Genomic DNA, 20,582 nt, shown 5'->3' with positions numbered 1-20,582 from the left:
TTAGACACCTTAAAAGCGGAAAACCCTACCCTTTAAGTTGTTAAAATTCTGGGATTTGTTGCCTTAAGTTTTTTAAAGCCTGGCTCATACGTTTTTCGACCGCTTTTACGGAAATGTTAAGCATTTCGGCTATCTCTGCGTATTTCTTTCCATCTATTCTATTTAATAAGAACACTTCGCGCTGGGCTTCTGTTAACGAGGCGATGGCGCTGTTCAGCGTTTTTTTAAACTCTTTTTCGCGTAAAATAAATTGGGGGTCTTCGTTAGATTCTGATTCTTCTGAAGCTTGATTTCTTTGATAGTTCAATACTACTTTTTTATGCTTTACTGCATTAAGAAAAGAATTGTTGATGGTTGTAAATAAATAGGTTTTAGCTTTTTTGAACTCGATGTTATTACAACGATTCCAGATTTTTACAAAAGCCTCTTGAGTCAAGTCTAGAGCTTCCTGTTCGTCCCCGCATTTATAAAAAGCAAAGTTTTTAGCAGCCTGAATAAACTCTAGGTAGAAACGTTTAAAGGTAGCTTCGTGGCAAAGATCGGTATGCTTGTCTTGCTCGTTCATAGGGTTAGGGGCATCTAATATTTCAAAGCTACTAAAATATTTTTCTAATTTTTTTTCAAGTGAGGGTAGGGTAAAGAGGTTTTGGGTTGTCTTAAGGGTGAATACGAACTTTAAATAACCTTTGTATAATTTTACTATTATGAAAAATCTAAAAACATTTTTAAGTATAACTTTTCTCGCAGCATTGCTTTTTGGTTCTTGTCAGAATGAAGAAGACGTGCTGATTGAAGGTAATGAGAATACCAATACGAAACAGTCAGAACCTGCAGAATATATAGAGCGTAGCACTGCAAATGACGGCTCTGAAGACGATATTCTAGATGATATAAGCTGTGCGTCTGTGATTCTTCCGGTAGTTGCAGAAGTGAACGGTCAAGAGCTTACCATTGTTAATGAAGCCAGCTTGACGTTAATCGCTGAGATTTTTGCCGAATTTACTAACGATGAAGATGAGGTGCGTTTTCAGTTTCCTATTGAAATGCGTTTAAGTGATTATTCGGTGGTGACTATTCAAAATGAGCAAGAGTTAGAAGCGTTAGAAGAAGCGTGTGAAGCGGCTGATGAGAGTAGAGATGACGCTATTAGTTGTCTAGAATTTGATTACCCTATTACCGTATTTACCTTTGACGCCAATGCGCAACAGACAGGGAGCGTAGTGCTTACTAGTGATCAGGAAGCTTACGCATTTATCAATGATTTGGGTGACGATCAATATTTCAGCCTTCAATATCCAATTAGTTTATCTGGTTCGAGTGATGGAAGTATAACGATTAATTCTGATGCAGAATTGATTGCAGAATTACAATCGTGCGAGTCAGAAGATGATCTTGAGGAAGAGGCGCGTGATGAAGCCGAAGATCTAAGAGAAGATCTTGAAGAGGCGATAACCGGTGCACGTTTTGAGCTTGAGTCTGGTGTTCAGGCAGGGGCAGAATTCAGTCAGCAATTTGCTAATTATACTTTTGAATTTACAAATGATAAGCGTGTAGTTGTACGTAATAGCCTAACCAATCTGGTAACTGATGTGGAAGCATTTTTTAACACGACCTCAGAAACTGAAGTTTTTCTTGAGCTAAACTTTACGAGTGACTCAGAATTTTCAGTTCTTAACGGAACCTTTGAAGTAGTTAGTCAATCTTCAAGTACCATCGAATTGCAGAGCACCACAGATACGACATTTAAATTGGTTTTTTCTAAGTTATAATGCGTAAAGAATAAACGCCTCTTATAAAACGCTGTTCTTATGGATAAGGACAGCGTTTTTTTATTCCTTTTACCTTATAATAAGGCTTTACAAATAGCCTTCAAATCCTTAGCTTTGCATCCTTATTATTTGAAACACTTGATCCTGCTTTGAGGGCTGTGTTCTTATAGAATATTTTACCAATTCAAAACATTTCCTTGAATTGATATTGAGGAGTGTTTTTTAGTATATGACCTATGTTTGATAATTTAAGTGATAAGTTAGATAAGGCGATGCACGTGCTTAAGGGGCACGGCCAGATTACAGAAGTAAATGTAGCCGAAACCCTTAAAGAAATTCGTCGCGCCCTTGTAGATGCTGATGTTAATTATAAAATAGCTAAAGACTTTACCAATACGGTTAAAGAAAAAGCACTGGGTCAAGATGTATTGACCGCTTTAAAACCAGGTCAATTGATGACCAAATTGGTAAAAGATGAACTTACCGAACTTATGGGCGGTGAGGCTGAGGGCATCAACCTTTCGGGGAATCCTTCGGTTATTTTGATGTCTGGTTTGCAGGGTAGTGGTAAAACCACTTTTTCTGGTAAGCTGGCTAATTTCCTTAAAAATAAAAAGACTAAAAAACCACTTCTGGTTGCTTGTGATGTTTACCGTCCTGCGGCGATAGATCAGTTGCACGTAGTAGGTGGGCAGATCGGTGTTGAGGTCTATTCTAACAAAGAAGAAAAAGATCCGGTTAAGATCTCTCAAGCGGCAATTGCACACGCAAAAGCAAACGGATTTAACGCGGTGATTATTGATACCGCTGGTCGACTTGCAGTTGATCAAGCGATGATGAATGAGATCGCTGCGATTCACGAAGCGATCAAGCCACAGGAAACCTTATTTGTTGTTGACTCAATGACAGGTCAGGATGCGGTAAATACTGCAAAGGCATTTAACGATGTTTTGAATTTTGACGGGGTGATCTTAACCAAATTAGATGGTGATACTCGTGGTGGTGCGGCGCTTTCTATCAAAACGGTTGTAGATAAACCCATCAAATTCATCGGTACCGGTGAAAAGATGGAAGCAATTGATGTGTTCTATCCTTCACGTATGGCCGATCGTATTCTTGGTATGGGAGACGTGGTTTCTCTTGTGGAGCGTGCGCAGGAACAGTTTGATGAAGAAGAAGCACGCAAACTGCAAAAGAAGATCGCCAAAAACCAGTTCGGTTTTGACGACTTTCTGAAGCAGATTCAGCAGATCAAGAAAATGGGTAATATGAAAGACCTTATCGGGATGATTCCCGGTGCCGGTAAAGCACTAAAAGGTCTTGATATTGATGATGACGCTTTTAAAGGAATCGAAGCGATCATTCACAGTATGACTCCGGCTGAGCGTACCCAGCCATCGATTATAAATTCAAGTCGTAAAAAACGCATTAGTAAAGGTTCTGGAACTTCGGTTCAAGAGGTGAATCAGTTGTTGAAGCAATTCAACCAAATGAGTAAAATGATGAAGATGATGCAAGGTGGCGGCGGAGCCAAAATGATGCAGATGATGAATCAAATGCGCTAAGCAGCATTCAGTTTACAGCGTGCAGTTGCAGTAAGCTGTTCGATTCTAACCATAAAACCAAAACGCAATAATGACAATCTTAGACGGAAAGAAAACCAGTAACGATTTAAAAAACGAGATCGCCGAAGAAGTAAAGGCGATGAAAGAACGAGGTGAGAAAGTGCCTCATTTGGCTGCTGTTTTGGTAGGTAACGATGGCGCAAGTTTGACCTATGTAGGGAGCAAAGTGCGTGCTTGTGAGCGTATTGGTTTTGAGTCTACCTTAATTCAATTGCCGGAAGAAACCACAGAAGAAGAACTTTTGGATCACATCAATAAACTGAATAATAATCCCGAGATTGATGGTTATATTGTTCAGTTGCCTTTACCGAAGCATATTGACGAACAAAAAGTGTTATTGGCTGTAGATCCTGACAAAGACGTAGATGGGTTTCACCCAACGAACTTTGGTAAAATGGCGCAAGATATGCCGGTTTTTATTCCTGCAACTCCGTTTGGAATTATGGAATTACTCAAGCGCTATAACGTAGAAACTTCAGGAAAGCATACTGTTGTCATTGGTCGTAGTCACATTGTAGGTCGCCCTATGAGTATTTTGATGTCTCAGAAAGGAACACCTGGAGATAGCACTGTAACCTTAACGCACAGTCGTACCAAAAATCTTGAAGAGCTTACCAAGCAAGCCGATATTATTATTACGGCTTTAGGAGTACCTGAGTTTTTAAAGGCTGATATGGTTAAGGAAAATGTAACGGTTATCGACGTGGGAATTACTCGTGTACCAGACGAAACTAAAGAGCGCGGTTACCGAATCGCAGGTGATGTAGATTTTGCAGAAGTAAGCAAAAAGGCAGATTTCATTACGCCAGTTCCCGGTGGAGTAGGACCTATGACGATCGCGATGTTATTAAAGAATACATTGCTTGCCAGAGCAAGACATAACGATCTTCAATCTTAAGATTGGAAAGTATACTAAAATAAAAAAAGAGGTCTATTAGACCTCTTTTTTTATTGGCGTGCCAAAGGATTAAGTATTTTAGAGCTTGGCTCAAAATTGAAAATTCGACTTTCAACCAATGCCTAAACGCTTGTCCTAAGGTAATTTATTCAGAGAAATTTGAATTAAAGCAAATGTCTTGCACCTAATGCTGCTCCGATAATACCCGCATGATTACGCGTATGAGCCGCTACAATAGGCACGTCAGTTTTTAAATATTTGATGTATTCGTCCAGGTTTTTACTGGCACCACCACCTATGATGATCATTTCTGGTTGAGAAACTTGCATGGTGAGTTGTATGAATTTATTAAAGCGTTTTCCCCACTTTTTAAAACTCATATTATTATCAAGACGCACACGACGCGATGCGTATTTTTCAATAATTTTTTTCTTTTTGTAGCGCATCTGGCCCAATTCAAAATTTGGTATAAGTTCGCCGTTATAAAAAACGCCACTGCCTATACCTGTGCCCACCGTCACTACGATAACGAGACCTTCAACGCCTTTGCCTACACCAAATTCCATTTCTGCAAGGCCGGCAGCATCAGCATCATTCATTACATTTACAGGTAGGCCTATTTTCTGCGAAATCATTTCATCTACCTGAACACCTAACCAAGATTTATCAAGATTACCATGTTCAAGCGCTTTACCCTTATGTATTACCGTTGGAAAACCTACACCTACCGGACCTTTCCAGTCCCAATGTTTAACAACTTCGGCAATAGTGTTAACCATGGCTTTGGGTTCACGAGGAACGGGAGTGTCTAATCTAAAACGTTCACCTAAATATTCTTCTTTTTCGAGATTTACAGGAACGCCTTTTATTCCAGTTCCTCCTACATCTACTCCCAGTATTTGCATAAATAGTTTTTTGGTCTTCAATAAAAAGTACTTAAAATTCAATCGTAAATTTTAAGCAGCTTATAATCTTGAGTGGCAATTTATTGAAAAACGGCAAAAACCAGCAAAATAATTGCAAGAATATAAAATACCCAATAAGGTTTGAAGTCTGTGGGGTTGGGTCCAAAAAGGAGTTTGGTGAGTTTAAACATCTCTGGGCGATGCTTGGCGATAAAGTTATACCCGTGATCACTTAATCGTTGAAAGCTTCGGTTGTTGACATACCAGCGGTGCGCATTCCATTTTATGGAATCACTGTAGGTATAACATCGATAAGCAGAATCTGGACCGCTGTAAATGCTTCCGTCAAGCTCGATTAATCTACTCGCTTTTTTAAATTCTTTCAACGGAATATCAGGAAAGTCTTTGTGCGCGTCTTGGTAGGTTTTATAGACGATGGCGTCTTTGGTTTTCATTTTCCATCGGGTGACCCAATATTTGCAAAAACCACACGTGCCGTCCCAGATCAGGACGGGCTTTCCTTGTGGTGGAAAATTAGTCTTCTTGATTTTCTGAAACATCCGGAATGATTTGATTGATGATTTCAGGTTCAGGATCGCCGTATTCGTGTTTGTAGATTTTTACTACTAAAAGGAATAAACTTATTAGCAAGGGGCCAAAGATCAATCCTATAAAACCAAATAAAGGTACCCCGACAATAACACCAATCAGCGTTACTAGCGGATGTACATTGGCTAAGCGTTCTAGCACATAAAGCCGAATCAAATTGTCTGTAGAGCCCACAACGACAAGACCATATATTGCAATCCCCACGGCTTGGAGGTTGTTGCCACTGGCTATGAGTAAAATGGTAACAGGTACGATACCTAATAAAGTACCTACAAAAGGAATCATACTTCCAATAGCGGTAATAACAAACCAGAAAAAGGGATCGGGAACCCCGAAAATGAAAAATCCTATGAGCGCAACAATACCTTGTGCCAAAGCGACTAACGGAATTCCTAATGCGTTGCTTTTTACCATGGCAACACTTTCGTGACCTATACGGGCTATGTTTTCTTTATTCAGCGGAATAAATGCATAAAGCGACTGGTGCATTTTATCGTTATTGATAAGCATGTAATACAAGATAAAATACATAATACCAATGGCGATAAATACATTAAAGGTGCCGCCGGCAAGGTTTTGAAGGTTAGTAGAAACCCAACTTGTAATGGAGTTGGTATCTATAGACTCGCTTACTTTAAAGCCAAGGTCTGCCTCCCAAACGCCTACTTGTTGCTTTACAACTTCAACCACACGTTCAGAATTGCGCACGGCTTTCCCAATTTTATTGGTAAGCATCATCACAGTCAATCCAATGGGGACCAGTATCACCACAAACGAAGCCAGCATCGCAACAGCAGCCGCAAGGCCTTCTTTCCATTTGCGTTTTACGACTAAAAAGTTGTAGAACTTACGCAGCAATACATAAAGTGTGATGGCGCCTAAAACTCCGGATAAATACGGAGTCATCTCTTCTACGATCAATATGAATAAAAAGAGAATGAGAACAATTAAAAAAAGTTGGCGTACGAGTTCTGGTTTAAGTTTATTCATTATTTAGCAAATAACTGTGAGAGGTCTTTAAAGCTTTTAAATTCAAGCGCATTGCCGCAAGGATCGTAAAAAAACATAGTAGCTTGTTCACCGGGTAGTCCTTCAAACCTGATGTAAGGCTCAATTACAAATTCAACCTTTTTAGCTCTTAGGGTATCGGCGAACTGTTCAAAAGCATCCCAGTCTAGAACTACTCCAAAGTGCGGTACAGGAACCGCCTTACCATCAACGGCATTATGATGTGCAGAAGCTTTTTCTTCTTTCGGTTTATAGTGAATCACCAATTGATGCCCAAAGAAGTCAAAGTCGACCCAATGGGTGTCGCTTCTACCTTCTTCAAGTTCGAGTACATCACGATAAAATATTCGGGCTTTTTCGACATCGTCTACAGGAATGGCCAGATGAAAAGGAGCAGGCATAAGGTTTGTTTTAATTATTACGTAAAGCGTTGATCAATTCTTGTTTAGTCATTTTAGACCTACCTTCAATACCTATTTTTTGCGCTTGCTTATACAGGTCTTGCTTGGTGCGGTCTTCATACTTTTCAGCTTTTCCACCTTTTTTACCGGAGTCTGGAGTATTAGCAATACGTGCAGATTTTTCTTTGCTATAGCCTTTGTCGCGCAAGGCTTCATATTGTTCTTCGTTTTTTACTGAAGGAATTTGAGCTGCCATACTATCTTTTTTGGTTGTAACCTAAAAGTAAGGCGATTAATACACTTAGCCCGTGTCATTAACACAGGTTTAAATGTTTATAGGAATTGTGCTGAAATTAAGGGGAGCCGTTGAGGCTTAATTACGGCGTCTGCGTCGAGGTCCAGTAGGTTTGATTATCGGTTTTTTACCGGTCTCTTGTTCCGGCTCAAAGACTTTACTGCTGTCTGCTAAAAGATTGTTGAGCTCGCTCAATTCCGAAGGTTTAAAAGCTCTGTATTTTCCTACCGGAATATCTAAACTAATATTCATAATGCGCACCCGTTTTAAACGCGTAACATTATACCCCAGATATTCGCACATGCGGCGTATTTGTCTGTTAAGGCCTTGTGTCAGTATAATTTTAAAACGCTTTTTCCCCAGTTGTTCTACCTCACATTTACGGGTGATCGTGTCTAAAATTGGGATGCCGTCAGACATTCGTTTTACAAAAGAAGCGTCTAAGGGCTTATCAACATCCACGATATATTCTTTGTCGTGGTTGTTACGGGCACGAAGAATTTTATTAACGATATCCCCGTCATTTGTTAAAAATATGAGACCTTCACTGGCTTTATCTAATCTCCCTATCGGAAATATTCGGGTGGGGTAATTGATATAATCAATGATGTTGTCCTTTTCCACACGCGTATCTGTAGTGCAAACAATACCTACAGGTTTGTGGAAGATAAGATACACCGGGGCATCTTTTTTCTCACCTACGACTTTGCCATCAACCCTGATCTCATCATTGCTGCTTACTTTAGTTCCCATTTCAGGAACGCTTCCATTTACGGTAACGCGACCGGCATCAATAAGTTTGTCTGCCTCGCGGCGCGAACAAAAACCTACTTCGCTGAGGAATTTATTTATACGAGTAACATTAGCGTCTGACATAGTGTTTAAGGTAAAATTAAAACCGAATTAATCCTTCAAGAAGGTTATGATTTTCTCATTGACATCAGTATCGTAGAGCGAGTGGTTGAGTCCTTCGGTTTCTATAAATTGAGATTTTTGTAGTGCTTTGTGAATGGCTTGAGAACCAGAAAAAGGAGTAATAGGATCTTCTTTGTCGTGGATTACCAATGTAGGTACTTTTATTTTTGTCGCAAAAACCGAAGATGAAAAGTCCCGCGTTTTAAAATCAAAGGTGTTTTGAAAAAACCTGTCTAAGGCTTCTAGCGCTCTGGCGTTGAGTCCTAAAATTTTCTGATAGTCTTTCAATATGCTTTCAAGTTTATCAGGAGCCCCCAGAATCACCAGCTTTTCTGTTTTTATGCTGGATTCTTGCGATTGATTATACAACACGGTCATACCGCCCATCGAGTGTCCAATGAGATAATCAGGACGATAGATCTCAAGCATTTTGTCTAGGGTTTGGTGATATAGCGGAACATAAAAGTATTTTCCGCTACTGTAACCGTGAGCAGGCGCGTCAAAAGCAATGATGGTGTAGTCTTCTTTTTGCAGCCTAAAAATCATTTCTTTCCAGCGGTGACTGTGACTTTCCCAGCCGTGTACTAATAGAACGGTTTTGCCACTGCCGGACCATTTATAAGGTTGAATTTTTAAATCTTCAACTGCAACTACAGGTTCTAGATTAGGGTTTAAAAATTCTTCGTGATGCGCCCCAATGCGTCCCCGGCGCGGTTTACTAAAAACCTTGAAGGCTTTTCTTGCTGAAGCTTTTGGGTTTACCAATGATAAGGCATTTATATAAAACCCTATTGCTTTAGGTAGTATTTTTTTGACCAGTTTATTCATAAAAAAACCCTCTTTTAAAAGAGGGTTCAAATATACGGGTTATGTAAAATTTAATGTCTGTTTTCGGCATCTATAACATCAGTGTCTTTTCTGTACTTTAAGAGCGAAATTCCTGAAAGGAAAAATATACCGCCTAAAATTGCTAATGCCCACGGACTAACACCGGTACTCATACTTCCAAAAATTCCCATAATACCTAATACCAATGCTATGGCGCCGCCAATTACCATTACTAGTGCTAAAATCTTAATCATAATATTTGTACTTATTAGGTTAGATTTTAAAAGTAGTAGAAATGCCGTTTAGCAGCTTTGAGATTAACGTGGCTTTAGGTAAGAATTAATACTTATTTATAATTTTTGGAATTTTTAATCTGATTTTCAAAAGGTTGAAGAGTGTTATTCTTCTTCTCGATGTACCTTATTAAAATCAAATGCCGGTTGACAAACCGATAGGTAAACACATTTTTGGTTAAAAGGGTTACTGTACTGCACCCGCGTACCGGCTTTAATTTTTATAGATTGTCCGGCTTCTAAAATGATGGGTTCATCATCAATTAAAAATTGCTTTTTTCCTTCAATGATGAAGGTGTACTCATCAAATTCAGGGGTTTGAAACGGTTCGCTCCAACGGGGCGGTGCTATCATATGGGCGATACTTATGGCAGTGTTTCCGTCACTGGCTTTGCCAAAATGTTCCCCGATGTATTTACCGTCATCAGTAGGGACGACAAAAGGAGTTTTCTGAATATAGTATTTAGCGTCAGACATTATTTTTAATTTACCAGCCGATCATAAAGTATTTGATCTTGGCGTCATTTGGAATTTCAGCACCGGTAACTTTAGCATCCATATTAAAACGCAACTCTCCCGGAAGCTCATCACGATCAATAGTAAAATACGCATTGATGTCATCAACAAAAATTACGATACTACTTATTAGTGTTTCAATTCTTGAAATCTCATAAGCTTCGGTGATGTCTTTATAGGTACTGTTGAGGTTGATGCCTTCTTCGGTGGTGTAGCGTTCATCAAAAACCTGAACAGTTTTAATTGTTTTTGGATTACCATCTTTAGTGGGCATCAAGCTTAGCAATTGCTTTCCACCTTTTTCATAAATTTCAATAGCGTTCACATTTAGCTCTTCACTTAGACCAGAATTTTGATCCACAACACTATCATTGCTAAAAATGGTTTTTAGTTCGTTTACTTGCGTTTCTTTAGTGAGTTCGCCTACACGATCAGCAGTAACTTTAAAAGAGCTGTCTGAGTCACAAGAGGTGAATAGTAAATTGGTAATTATGGCTGCAAAAAATATTCTTTTCATTATAAGGGTTTGTTTCTGTTAGGGTTTATTTTATAAGTTTTCCTAAAATGCCCAGAACACCGCGTATTACTGTGGCGCTGGTAAGCACTTTAATTATCGCTTTTTCAGTAGTGTTACTTCGGGAAGAAGTACGACTGCTTTTAGACACCGTTGCACGTTCTTCTTTAGCTTTTTCCTTGGCTTCTTCGCTTTCTGCCTTTTTGATTTTAGCATTTAGCAATTCATACGCGCTTTCTCGATCTACAGTATCATTGTACTTAGGAGCGAGTGCAGATTTACGATTTATTTCTTCAATTTCAGCATCGGTAAGAATATCCATTCGAGACATTGGCGCACGCATCATTGTGGCTGCAAGCGGTGTGGGTCTTCCTTTTTCATCAAGAGCCGAAACCAGCGCTTCACCAGTACCTAAAGTGGTGAGCACTTCTTTGGTATCATAATATTCAGAATCGGGGTAGTTTTCGGCAGTGAGCTTAATGGCCTTGCGGTCCTTTGCGGTGAAAGCCCTAAGTGCATGCTGAATTTTTAAGCCTAGCTGACTCAATACACCATCGGGAACATCGGTTGGGTTTTGCGTAACAAAGTATAAGCCAACACCTTTAGATCGTATGAGTTTCACAATGCTTTCGATCTGGCTGTGCAGTGCTTTTGAAGCTTCTTTAAAAATAAGATGCGCTTCATCAATAAAGATGACCAATTCCGGTTGATCGCTGTCGCCCTGCTCTGGAAAAGTGCTGTAAATTTCCGCGAGCAAACTGAGCATAAACGTTGAGAAAAGTTGAGGCCTGTCTTGAATATCAGTAAGCCGAATGATATTTATTTTACCTCGCCCATTGTCATCCAGTCGAAGCAAATCATCAACATCAAAAGATTTTTCACCAAAAAAGATATCTGCACCTTGCTGCTCCAGTTGAACAACTTTTCTTAAGATAGCGCCTGCAGAGGCAGTAGAAATTCTGCCGTATAGATCTTGAATTTCTTCTTTGCCTTCATCTGTCGCGTACTGTAATACTTTTTTAAAGTCTTTCAAGTCTAATAAAGGCAGGCTCTTGTCGTCACAATATTTAAATAAGATGGCGATGATGCCGGCTTGAGCATCTGTTGCATCGATAATTCTAGAGAATAGAACCGGGCCAAATTCACTCACCGTGGCGCGCAGTCGTACTCCATTTTGTTCAGACAAGGTGAGTAGCTCTACCGGAAAATCTTTTGGTTCAAAGGGTAGGCCAATTTTTGCGTGGCGCTCATCAATTTTAGGATGACCTTCACTTGCTTTTGCGATACCACTAAGGTCACCTTTCATATCCATCAATAACACGGGAACACCTTTTTCTGAAAGATTTTCGGCTAAAACCTGAAGTGTCTTGGTCTTTCCGGTTCCGGTGGCGCCAGCAATTAAACCGTGTCTGTTTAGGGTCTTTAAAGGAAGGTTTACGTGAGCTCCGGTTATCGTCTGCCCGTCAAGCATCGCAGCACCCACGGTGATATATGCTCCCTTGCAAAGGTTTCCTTGTATAATGTGTTCTTTAAAGGCTTCGGTCTGGCTCATCGCTAAAAATTTGGACTAAAAATAAGGATTAATGCCAAAATCAAACCGACTTGCAATAGTTAATTTTTAACAGTTTGTAGCGCGTTTCGGTCCCCTTTAAAATAAGGTTGTTAGGCTTTGGTAACGATTTTAATGCGGCGTATCTTTGCGCCCTATGACAAAAGAGGCGACAGCAACCCGGGTAGAGCTGGGAGAGTTACTTCCGTTGATGGAAGAGTTTTATACCATTCAAGGTGAGGGTTACCATACCGGTACTCCTGCATATTTTATACGTGTTGGTGGTTGTGATGTAGGTTGCCATTGGTGTGATGTGAAAGAAAGTTGGGATGCGGCTATACACCCGCCTACTGAAGCTGCCGCGATCGTAGCAAATGCCAAAAAATACAGCAAGACAATTGTGATCACAGGCGGTGAACCTCTAATGTGGGATATGAATCACCTTACCGGCATGTTGAAAGATGAAGGTTTGCAGGTGCATATAGAAACCTCAGGAGCGTACGAACTTACAGGACATTGGGATTGGATTTGCCTTTCTCCTAAGAAGCGTATGTTGCCTAAACCTCGTATTTATGAGGAAGCTCACGAATTAAAAGTGATCATTTACAATAAAAGCGATTTCGCATTCGCGGAAGAACATGCCGCCAAGGTAAATGGTAATTGCAAACTTTTTTTACAACCAGAATGGAGCGTGCGCGAGAAAATGACACCCTTAATTGTAGATTATGTAATGGCTAATCCTAAATGGAGAGTGAGTCTACAAACACATAAATATCTTAATATACCTTAGTAGATTTTTTAAGCATCGGTAGATAGAGGTTTTTGACTTCACTACTTGCTTCGAGACCTTATAAACTTTAGGTAGAACACATAAAAAAGGCTTCCGATTTGGAAGCCTTTTTTAATACTATAATTTGAAAATTACATTTCTACTTCTTCAATAGGTACCTGGATATACATATCATCCCAACCTAAAAACATATCTGATCCATTTTCAGTAGGTTGAAAAGAGATTGAGAAAGATTCAATAGGGGCAGCAGTTTTATGAGCCGGAGTCGTAAAGCGCACTAGGTCGCGTTCTTCTTTATATCCATAAGCGCCCCAAGTGTCCAAGTCTTTGTTTAAAATCACCGTCCACTCATCTTCAGTTGGGATCGTAAACAATGTGTAGGTTCCTGCAGGAACTTTAGTATCACCAACCATCATTTCCTTGTAGAATTTAATTTCGGTAGATTCATTGGCGCCGGTTCTCCATACCTCACCATATTTTTCTAGCCCGTCTTTAGTAGCAAAAACGTCACGTCCTTTTTTCTGAGGACGGCTGTAGATCACGCGTACACGAGGAGTTTTGTCTTGGGCGCGAAACATTGCAATATCAAGCGGACTTTTGTCGAGTTCGCTAAATTTTTGTGCGTTTACGTCATTGCCAAAAATTAAGAAGCTAAGTAGAAAACTACCTATTATTAGGGATTTCATAAATGTTGTTTTTAATGTTGAAAGTCAAAATTTTATACAAATGTACAATGCGGTAAAACCTGTAAATGTTAAGCGAATCTTAAAAGAATGTACCACAAGTAATTTTGTATTTAATAGCATTCAAGAAGTATTCCAAATCTTCAAACCCCAGTAATTACTCAAATCAACTACGATTAGCGGGTATAATTTCCTGTTCTTATCACTTTATAAAATTTGACTGCATATTTTATGCTGAAAGTTTTTTTTTGTAATAAATAGCATTTTTAAAGTTTACATATGTAAGCATATGATTGTTTTTTGTTTGCGAATCAAAATGTAAATCACATCTTTGAACCATCAAATTAAAACAATACGATTATGTGTGGGATAGTATGTGCCTATGAATTGAAACAACCGGCTGAGGTTTTAAGACCACAGCTTTTAGAAATGTCTAAAAAAATACGTCATCGTGGACCGGATTGGAATGGAGTGTATAGTGATGAAAAAGCTATTCTAGCACACGAGCGTTTATCTATAGTTGACCCTGCATCAGGAAAACAACCTTTATTGAGCCCTGATGGAAAATTAATTCTAGCCGCTAATGGTGAGATCTATAACCATCAAGAGTTGCGCAAACAACTTAAAGGTCAGTATGATTTTAAAACACAGTCTGATTGTGAGGTTATTTTAGCGCTTTACCAAGAAGAAGGACCAGGCTTTGTAGATAAGCTAAACGGAATTTTTGCCTTTTCACTTTATGATGCTGAAAAAGATGAGTATTTCGTAGCCCGTGATCATATGGGGGTTATTCCACTGTATATGGGATGGGATCAGCACGGAACCTTCTACGTAGCTTCAGAATTAAAAGCGTTAGAAGGAACCTGTACAAAAATTGAATTATTCCCTCCGGGACATTATTTACACAGTTCAGATGGAGAATTAAAAAGATGGTATTCTCGAGAGTGGATGGAGTATGATGCAGTAAAAGAAAACGAGACCAGTATCGAAAAGTTAAGAGAAGCTTTAGAAGCGGCAGTTCATCGCCAACTGATGTCTGATGTTCCTTACGGAGTATTGCTTTCAGGAGGTTTAGATTCTTCAATTACTTCAGCGGTTGCAAAAAAATATGCTGAAAAGCGCATTGAGTCCGGAGATACAGACGGTGCTTGGTGGCCACGATTACACTCGTTTTCTGTAGGTCTTGAAGGCTCACCAGATTTAGCGGCAGCACAGAAAGTTGCAGATCATATTGGTACGGTTCACCACGAGATCAAGTTTACCATTCAAGAAGGGCTTGATGCTATAAAAGATGTGATTTACAACCTAGAAACCTATGATATCACTACGATTAGAGCTTCGACTCCAATGTATTTAATGGCGCGTGTCATCAAATCTATGGGTGTAAAAATGGTGCTTTCAGGAGAAGGAGCAGATGAGGTTTTTGGAGGGTATCTATACTTCCACAAAGCACCAAATGCTCAGGAATTTCACGAAGAAACCGTGCGTAAATTAAGCAAGCTGCATATGTACGATTGTTTACGTGCAAACAAATCTTTAGCTGCTTGGGGAATCGAAGGTCGTGTGCCATTCTTAGATAAAGAGTTTATGGATGTTGCGATGAGCATCAACCCGCAAGATAAAATGATCAACGGTGAGCGCATGGAAAAATGGGTACTTCGTAAAGCCTTTGAATCATACTTGCCAGAGAGTGTTGCTTGGAGACAAAAAGAGCAATTTTCAGACGGTGTAGGATACAGCTGGATTGATACCTTAAAAGAATTGGTGAACGAAAAAATTAGCGATGAGCAATTGGCTAACGCGAAGTTTAAATTTCCAATTCAGACTCCAACAAATAAAGAAGAGTATTACTATAGAAGCATTTTTGCAGAGCACTTCCCAAGTGATGCTGCGGCATTGAGTGTACCTCAAGAAGCTTCTGTAGCGTGTAGTACAAAAATCGCTTTAGAATGGGATGAAGCATTCAAAAATATGAATGATCCATCAGGAAGAGCGGTGGCAAACGTACACAGTGATGCTTACAAAAAGACTGAACTTGCTTAACTAGCCACATACCACGTAAGTTTAGAGCGCTTTCTTTATTGAAGAAAGCGCTTTTTTTATGGTTTATCTAGTTTAAATTCTACTTCATTTAGAATCCTTGATTTTAGCTGTGATTTTTTCACAATTTGTTGATAACTTCAAATCTTTGGTTGGTCATTTACAAGCGTATTGCAGCGCCTTTTTTTATATTTGTTAGCTATCTATAAACACTGCTTAAAAGTGTTCTTAAAGCGGCTAAAAAGTTGCTGCTTTTTTAGATTTGAGATTAACTTAATAAAGATTTATGAGCGAAGAAGCCAATAAGAAGCAATATTCGGCAGACAGTATTCAGGCCCTAGAAGGTATGGAGCACGTGCGTATGAGACCTTCGATGTATATTGGAGATGTGGGAGTGCGTGGTTTGCATCATTTAGTTTATGAAGTTGTAGATAACTCCATAGATGAAGCTATGGCGGGGCATTGCGACAGCATAAAAGTGATCATTAATGAGAATAACTCGATATCGGTAAAAGATAACGGTCGGGGGATTCCGGTTGATTTACATAAAAAAGAAGGCGTCTCTGCACTTGAGGTTGTAATGACCAAGATAGGTGCTGGAGGTAAATTTGATAAAGATTCCTATAAGGTTTCCGGTGGACTTCACGGGGTAGGGGTGAGTTGTGTTAACGCACTTTCAACCCATTTAAAAGCTACTGTTTATCGTGAGGGTAAAATTTGGGAGCAAGAGTACGAGAAAGGTAAAGCGATGTATCCTGTAAAAGGAATTGGCGATACTGATGATCGCGGTACAGCTGTTACTTTTCTTCCTGATCCTTCTATCTTTCAAACCACTACAGAATACAACTACGATACGCTTGCCAGTCGTATGCGCGAACTGGCGTATTTGAATAAAGGTATTACGATCACACTGACCGATAAACGTCAGAAGGATGATAAGGGCGAATTTGTTTCTGAAACCTTTCATTCTGAAGAAGGATTAAAAGAATTTGTACGTTTTCTTGACGGAAACCGCCAGCCGATCATTGGAGAAGTGATCTCTATGGAAGGTGAGAAGAATGATATTCCGGTTGAGGTGGCTATGATTTACAATGATAGTTATGCCGAAAACTTACACTCATACGTTAATAACATTAATACCCACGAAGGAGGTACGCATTTGGCGGGATTTAGAAGAGGACTTACGAGTTCGCTGAAAAAATACGCCGACGCTTCCGGGATGTTAGATAAGCTGAAATTTGAGATTGCAGGTGATGACTTTAGAGAAGGTCTTACGGCAATTATTTCGGTAAAAGTTGCAGAGCCTCAATTTGAAGGGCAAACCAAAACTAAATTAGGTAACCGTGAGGTTACTTCGGCGGTTTCTCAGGCGGTTTCTGAAATGGTAGAGATCTACCTTGAAGAACATCCTGATGATGCTAAAACTATTGTTCAGAAGGTAATTCTTGCAGCTCAGGCACGTCACGCGGCTAAAAAGGCCCGTGAGATGGTGCAGCGTAAGACAGTAATGAGCATAGGTGGCCTGCCCGGTAAATTAGCAGACTGTTCTGAAACTGATCCTGAAGCTTGTGAGGTATTCCTTGTAGAGGGTGACTCTGCAGGTGGAACTGCAAAAATGGGACGCGATCGTAACTTTCAAGCGATTCTTCCGCTTCGCGGAAAAATTTTGAATGTAGAAAAAGCGATGCAGCATAAAGTCTTTGAAAACGAAGAGATCAAAAATATCTTTACGGCTCTTGGGGTAACTATAGGTACCGAAGAAGATAGTAAAGCGCTTAACCTTTCTAAATTAAGATATAAAAAGATTGTGATTATGTGTGATGCCGACGTTGATGGTAGTCACATTGCAACATTGATCTTAACATTCTTTTTCCGCTATATGCGTGAATTAGTAGAAGGTGGTCATGTTTATATCGCAACGCCACCGCTATATTTACTTAAAAAAGGTAAGAAAATGCGTTATGCGTGGAGTGAGAAAGAGCGTGATGAATACAATGCACAGATGGGCGGAAGCGCTTCGGTGCAGCGTTATAAGGGTCTTGGGGAGATGAATGCAGAACAATTGTGGGATACTACTATGAATCCTGAGTTTAGAACTTTGCGTCAGGTAACCATTGATAACGGTACAGAGGCAGATCGAATTTTCTCTATGTTGATGGGGGATGAGGTGCCACCACGTAGAGAGTTTATCGAGAAAAACGCGGTATACGCTAACATAGATGTATAAAAAGTAATCGGTTAATTACTTGTTTATAAAGCCTGCTTCTTTTGGAGTAGGCTTTTTTTATGGCCTTTTTAATGCATAAGGCTATTGGTTATCAGGGTTTTGTTATTTTTGAGTAAACCAAATCAATTCAATTATGAAGAAAAGAATACTCATTTGTTTTTCCATTTTAGCATCAATAAATCTGTTTGCGCAAGATGATGACGGCTTTGAAGCTGTAATCACTGCTGGAGCAGCAGATGCCAATACATTAATGGGAGCCTATATCGCGCCTGCAATGGAAGGTCTTGTTTACAGTATGTCTGGCGGGTGGTATCATACCGCAAAAACGCATAAAAAACTAGGTTTTGACATTACAATAGGTGTGAATGCAGCAATGGTTCCATCAGAAAAAGAAATGTTTGCTTTTGCTGATTTGAATTTTGAAAATACGATTACAGCCTCGCCGGGTGTTACTCCTACTGTTGCCGGCAATGGGACACCTGCTGAAGTTACAGTAGTTGCTCAGGATGGTGACACCGGGACTTTTACCATGCCCGAAGGTGTAAAAGACGATTTGCCTTTAAATGCAATGCCTGCGCCAACGCTTCAGGCTAGTGTAGGATTAGTTTATGATACTGATTTAATGATCAGGGCGACTCCCAAAGTTGGTAGTGACGATGTAAAAGGAAGTTTGTTTGGGGTTGGACTTAAGCATAATTTGATGCAGTATCTTGGGCCTTTAGATAAGCTGCCATTAAATGTTTCTCTACTAGGTGCTTTCACCACAATGAATGTGGATTATGACATTGAGGACGGTTCTTCTATAGACGGTACCGGACAAGCAGCAGAATTTAAACTTAACTCATATACAGTACAGGGAATAGCCTCGTTAGATTTTCCGTTTATTTCAATCTATGGAGGTTTAGGATATACCGGCGGAAAATCTGAATTAAACGTGTTGGGTACGTATACTGTAGAATACAATGCAGGTACCGAAACGACTACTTTGGTTGATCCTATAGCACTATCTTACAGTCCGTCAAGTGTACGAGCTTCTTTGGGTGCTCGATTAAATCTGGCGTTCTTTAAAATTTATGCAGATTATACGGTTCAAGAATATAGTAATCTAAGTGCGGGGATCGCATTTAGTTTTAGATAAGATAGTTTACCGCTTTTTCAAATGTTGCCTAAGCCACTTTTAATGCTTTTTGCTTAAAAGTGGCTTTTTTGTGGTCTAAAGTCTTAAAAACATGAGGAAGGCGTCGTATATAAAAATCATAACCTAATTTTAAGCTTTAAGAGTCTTAAAAGACTAAATGAAGTCGTAATTTTAAAGCCGCAATCGATAACGCAGGTTATCGCTATTTTTTTAAACTTAATTAATAACATTTTTAAATACATACCCATGAAAGTTACCGTAGTAGGAGCAGGAGCTGTTGGTGCAAGTTGTGCCGAGTATATTGCGATGAAAAATTTTGCGTCTGATGTAATACTTCTAGATATTAAAGAAGGTTTTGCTGAAGGAAAAGCGATGGATTTGATGCAGACTGCTTCTTTAAACGCTTTTGATACACGTATAACCGGTACTACCGGCGATTATTCTAAAACAGCAGGAAGTGATATTGCTGTAATCACTAGTGGTATTCCGCGTAAACCGGGTATGACACGTGAGGAGTTGATAGGTATAAACGCCGGGATCGTAAAAGATGTTTCTTCAAACTTGATCAAACATTCTCCAGATGTGACCATTATCGTAGTGAGTAACCCAATGGATACGATGACGTATTTGGTGCATAAAACTACCGGACTTCCTAAAAATAAAATTATAGGAATGGGTGGAGCGCTTGATAGTGCACGTTTTAAGTATCGTTTAGCTGAAGCTTTAGAGTGTCCTATCTCTGATGTTGATGGAATGGTAATTGGCGGTCATAGTGATACCGGAATGATTCCATTAACGCGTTTGGCTACACGTAATAGCGTTTTAGCTTCTGAATTTTTAGCAGAAGATCGTCTTAATCAAGTAATGGAAGATACTAAAGTAGGTGGTGCGACGCTCACTAAATTATTAGGTACTTCTGCTTGGTATGCGCCGGGTGCTGCGGTTTCTGGACTTGTTCAAGCTATTGCTTGCGATCAGAAAAAGATGTTTCCATGTTCGGCTTTATTAGAAGGTGAATATGATCTTGACGATATCTGCATCGGAGTACCGGTAATTCTTGGTAAAGACGGAATCGAGAAAATTGTTCCTGTAGATCTTTCTGATGCTGAAAAAGCGAAACTTCAAGAAAGTGCAGCTGCAGTTAAGAAGACAAACGGATTGTTAGAGCTATAATTTTTATAGCTGTTTTATAATTTAAAAAGCGCCATTCACTAGGATGGCGCTTTTTTATTGACACCACCGAAAGTTTTAATCTCTGAGTCTTTCTGTGGGATGGTTTACTTTCTAAAGATTGACCCTGTAAATTCCTACGATATTCTGTATTAGATTAATAGAGTTTAAGTAGTAGCATTTTATCACTCCGAAGAAAGCTTTAAAAAAGGCTTTGGTGCGTTGGTAGAGCTAATCTGTTATAACGGTTATTCTGTTTAATTTCAGTTTGTTAAAGCTGCATTGTTTAGGATGAATTTTACGCTTAATGCGCTAAAAAGCAGTACTTTAAAAGGTTAAAGAAATCAAAAAGATATTTATTGGCATTTCTATGTTGAAACCCTATATTTGCACGTTTTACAAAATCGCC

The 20,582-nt window shown here is 39.4% G+C and carries 21 protein-coding genes; 8 read left to right on the top strand and 13 right to left on the bottom strand.

What is annotated here, in order from left to right:
• Positions 1–40: 40 nt before the first annotated feature.
• Complete coding sequence (locus BUA96_RS13880; RefSeq protein ID WP_072984039.1) at positions 41–565, bottom strand: RNA polymerase sigma factor; 525 nt, start codon at positions 563–565, stop codon at positions 41–43.
• A gap of 139 nt (positions 566–704) precedes the next feature.
• Here BUA96_RS13880 and BUA96_RS13875 point away from each other — a divergent pair, with 139 nt between their 5' ends.
• The 3 genes from BUA96_RS13875 to folD all read left to right on the top strand — a co-directional run bounded on the left by BUA96_RS13875 (position 705) and on the right by folD (position 4,292).
• Positions 705–1,769 (top strand): hypothetical protein, encoded by a 1,065-nt coding sequence (locus BUA96_RS13875; protein ID WP_072984037.1) that lies wholly within the window; start codon positions 705–707, stop codon positions 1,767–1,769.
• Between the two features lie 236 nt (positions 1,770–2,005).
• On the top strand, positions 2,006–3,334 hold the full coding sequence (gene ffh, locus BUA96_RS13870) for a signal recognition particle protein (protein WP_072984035.1): 1,329 nt from the start codon (positions 2,006–2,008) through the stop codon (positions 3,332–3,334).
• Between the two features lie 70 nt (positions 3,335–3,404).
• A complete protein-coding gene (gene folD / locus BUA96_RS13865) occupies positions 3,405–4,292 on the top strand; it encodes a bifunctional methylenetetrahydrofolate dehydrogenase/methenyltetrahydrofolate cyclohydrolase FolD (RefSeq protein ID WP_072984033.1) in 888 nt (295 codons plus the stop codon).
• A 164-nt stretch (positions 4,293–4,456) separates the two neighbouring features.
• On the opposite strand, the gene ppgK is transcribed toward folD, so the two are convergent.
• The 11 genes from ppgK to BUA96_RS13810 all read right to left on the bottom strand — a co-directional run bounded on the left by ppgK (position 4,457) and on the right by BUA96_RS13810 (position 12,128).
• The gene (gene ppgK / locus BUA96_RS13860) at positions 4,457–5,197 is read right to left on the bottom strand and encodes a polyphosphate--glucose phosphotransferase (RefSeq protein ID WP_072984031.1); all 741 of its coding nucleotides are present in this window, start codon (positions 5,195–5,197) and stop codon (positions 4,457–4,459) included.
• Positions 5,198–5,277: 80 nt separating this feature from the next.
• Positions 5,278–5,757 carry a thiol-disulfide oxidoreductase DCC family protein gene (locus BUA96_RS13855; RefSeq protein WP_072984029.1) on the bottom strand — a complete coding sequence of 160 codons (480 nt, stop codon included), beginning with the start codon at positions 5,755–5,757 and terminating at the stop codon, positions 5,278–5,280.
• Complete coding sequence (locus BUA96_RS13850; RefSeq protein WP_072984027.1) at positions 5,732–6,796, bottom strand: AI-2E family transporter; 1,065 nt, start codon at positions 6,794–6,796, stop codon at positions 5,732–5,734. The genes BUA96_RS13855 and BUA96_RS13850 overlap by 26 nt, the downstream gene beginning before the upstream one ends.
• Positions 6,796–7,215 carry a VOC family protein gene (locus tag BUA96_RS13845; protein WP_072984025.1) on the bottom strand — a complete coding sequence of 140 codons (420 nt, stop codon included), beginning with the start codon at positions 7,213–7,215 and terminating at the stop codon, positions 6,796–6,798. Before BUA96_RS13845 ends, BUA96_RS13850 begins: the two co-directional genes overlap by 1 nt.
• 10 nt (positions 7,216–7,225) lie before the next feature.
• On the bottom strand, positions 7,226–7,471 hold the full coding sequence (locus BUA96_RS13840; RefSeq protein ID WP_072984023.1) for a DUF7218 family protein: 246 nt from the start codon (positions 7,469–7,471) through the stop codon (positions 7,226–7,228).
• A gap of 117 nt (positions 7,472–7,588) precedes the next feature.
• Positions 7,589–8,386, bottom strand: a complete 798-nt coding sequence (rluF, locus tag BUA96_RS13835) for a 23S rRNA pseudouridine(2604) synthase RluF (RefSeq protein WP_072984021.1) — start codon at positions 8,384–8,386, stop codon at positions 7,589–7,591.
• 27 nt (positions 8,387–8,413) lie between these two features.
• Positions 8,414–9,253 carry an alpha/beta fold hydrolase gene (locus tag BUA96_RS13830; RefSeq protein WP_072984020.1) on the bottom strand — a complete coding sequence of 280 codons (840 nt, stop codon included), beginning with the start codon at positions 9,251–9,253 and terminating at the stop codon, positions 8,414–8,416.
• Between the two features lie 50 nt (positions 9,254–9,303).
• Entirely contained in the window at positions 9,304–9,507 is a 204-nt protein-coding gene (locus BUA96_RS13825; protein ID WP_072984019.1) for a hypothetical protein, read from the bottom strand.
• A gap of 144 nt (positions 9,508–9,651) precedes the next feature.
• Positions 9,652–10,023 (bottom strand): cupin domain-containing protein, encoded by a 372-nt coding sequence (locus BUA96_RS13820; protein ID WP_072984018.1) that lies wholly within the window; start codon positions 10,021–10,023, stop codon positions 9,652–9,654.
• Positions 10,024–10,033: 10 nt separating this feature from the next.
• Complete coding sequence (locus BUA96_RS13815; protein WP_072984017.1) at positions 10,034–10,579, bottom strand: hypothetical protein; 546 nt, start codon at positions 10,577–10,579, stop codon at positions 10,034–10,036.
• A gap of 25 nt (positions 10,580–10,604) precedes the next feature.
• The gene (locus tag BUA96_RS13810) at positions 10,605–12,128 is read right to left on the bottom strand and encodes a helicase HerA-like domain-containing protein (RefSeq protein WP_072984016.1); all 1,524 of its coding nucleotides are present in this window, start codon (positions 12,126–12,128) and stop codon (positions 10,605–10,607) included.
• Between the two features lie 154 nt (positions 12,129–12,282).
• On the opposite strand from BUA96_RS13810, the gene BUA96_RS13805 reads away from it, so the two are divergent.
• Positions 12,283–12,915, top strand: coding sequence for a 7-carboxy-7-deazaguanine synthase QueE (locus BUA96_RS13805; RefSeq protein ID WP_072984015.1), 633 nt, complete (start codon positions 12,283–12,285; stop codon positions 12,913–12,915).
• 131 nt (positions 12,916–13,046) lie between these two features.
• Here the strand turns inward: BUA96_RS13805 and BUA96_RS13800 are convergent, their stop codons facing one another.
• Positions 13,047–13,601 carry a DUF2911 domain-containing protein gene (locus BUA96_RS13800; protein ID WP_072984014.1) on the bottom strand — a complete coding sequence of 185 codons (555 nt, stop codon included), beginning with the start codon at positions 13,599–13,601 and terminating at the stop codon, positions 13,047–13,049.
• 357 nt (positions 13,602–13,958) lie between these two features.
• Here BUA96_RS13800 and asnB point away from each other — a divergent pair, with 357 nt between their 5' ends.
• From asnB to BUA96_RS13780, 4 genes are all read left to right on the top strand, one after another.
• Positions 13,959–15,641 carry an asparagine synthase B gene (gene asnB, locus BUA96_RS13795; protein WP_072984013.1) on the top strand — a complete coding sequence of 561 codons (1,683 nt, stop codon included), beginning with the start codon at positions 13,959–13,961 and terminating at the stop codon, positions 15,639–15,641.
• A gap of 283 nt (positions 15,642–15,924) precedes the next feature.
• Positions 15,925–17,865, top strand: coding sequence for a DNA topoisomerase (ATP-hydrolyzing) subunit B (gene gyrB, locus BUA96_RS13790; protein WP_072984012.1), 1,941 nt, complete (start codon positions 15,925–15,927; stop codon positions 17,863–17,865).
• 133 nt (positions 17,866–17,998) lie between these two features.
• Entirely contained in the window at positions 17,999–19,003 is a 1,005-nt protein-coding gene (locus BUA96_RS13785; protein ID WP_072984011.1) for a DUF6588 family protein, read from the top strand.
• 246 nt (positions 19,004–19,249) lie between these two features.
• Positions 19,250–20,176 (top strand): malate dehydrogenase, encoded by a 927-nt coding sequence (locus BUA96_RS13780; protein ID WP_072984010.1) that lies wholly within the window; start codon positions 19,250–19,252, stop codon positions 20,174–20,176.
• Positions 20,177–20,582: the final 406 nt, after the last annotated feature.

The organism is Leeuwenhoekiella palythoae (genome assembly GCF_900130045.1).
Classification (GTDB): domain Bacteria; phylum Bacteroidota; class Bacteroidia; order Flavobacteriales; family Flavobacteriaceae; genus Leeuwenhoekiella; species Leeuwenhoekiella palythoae.
This window is presented reverse-complemented; position numbering and strand designations above follow the sequence as displayed.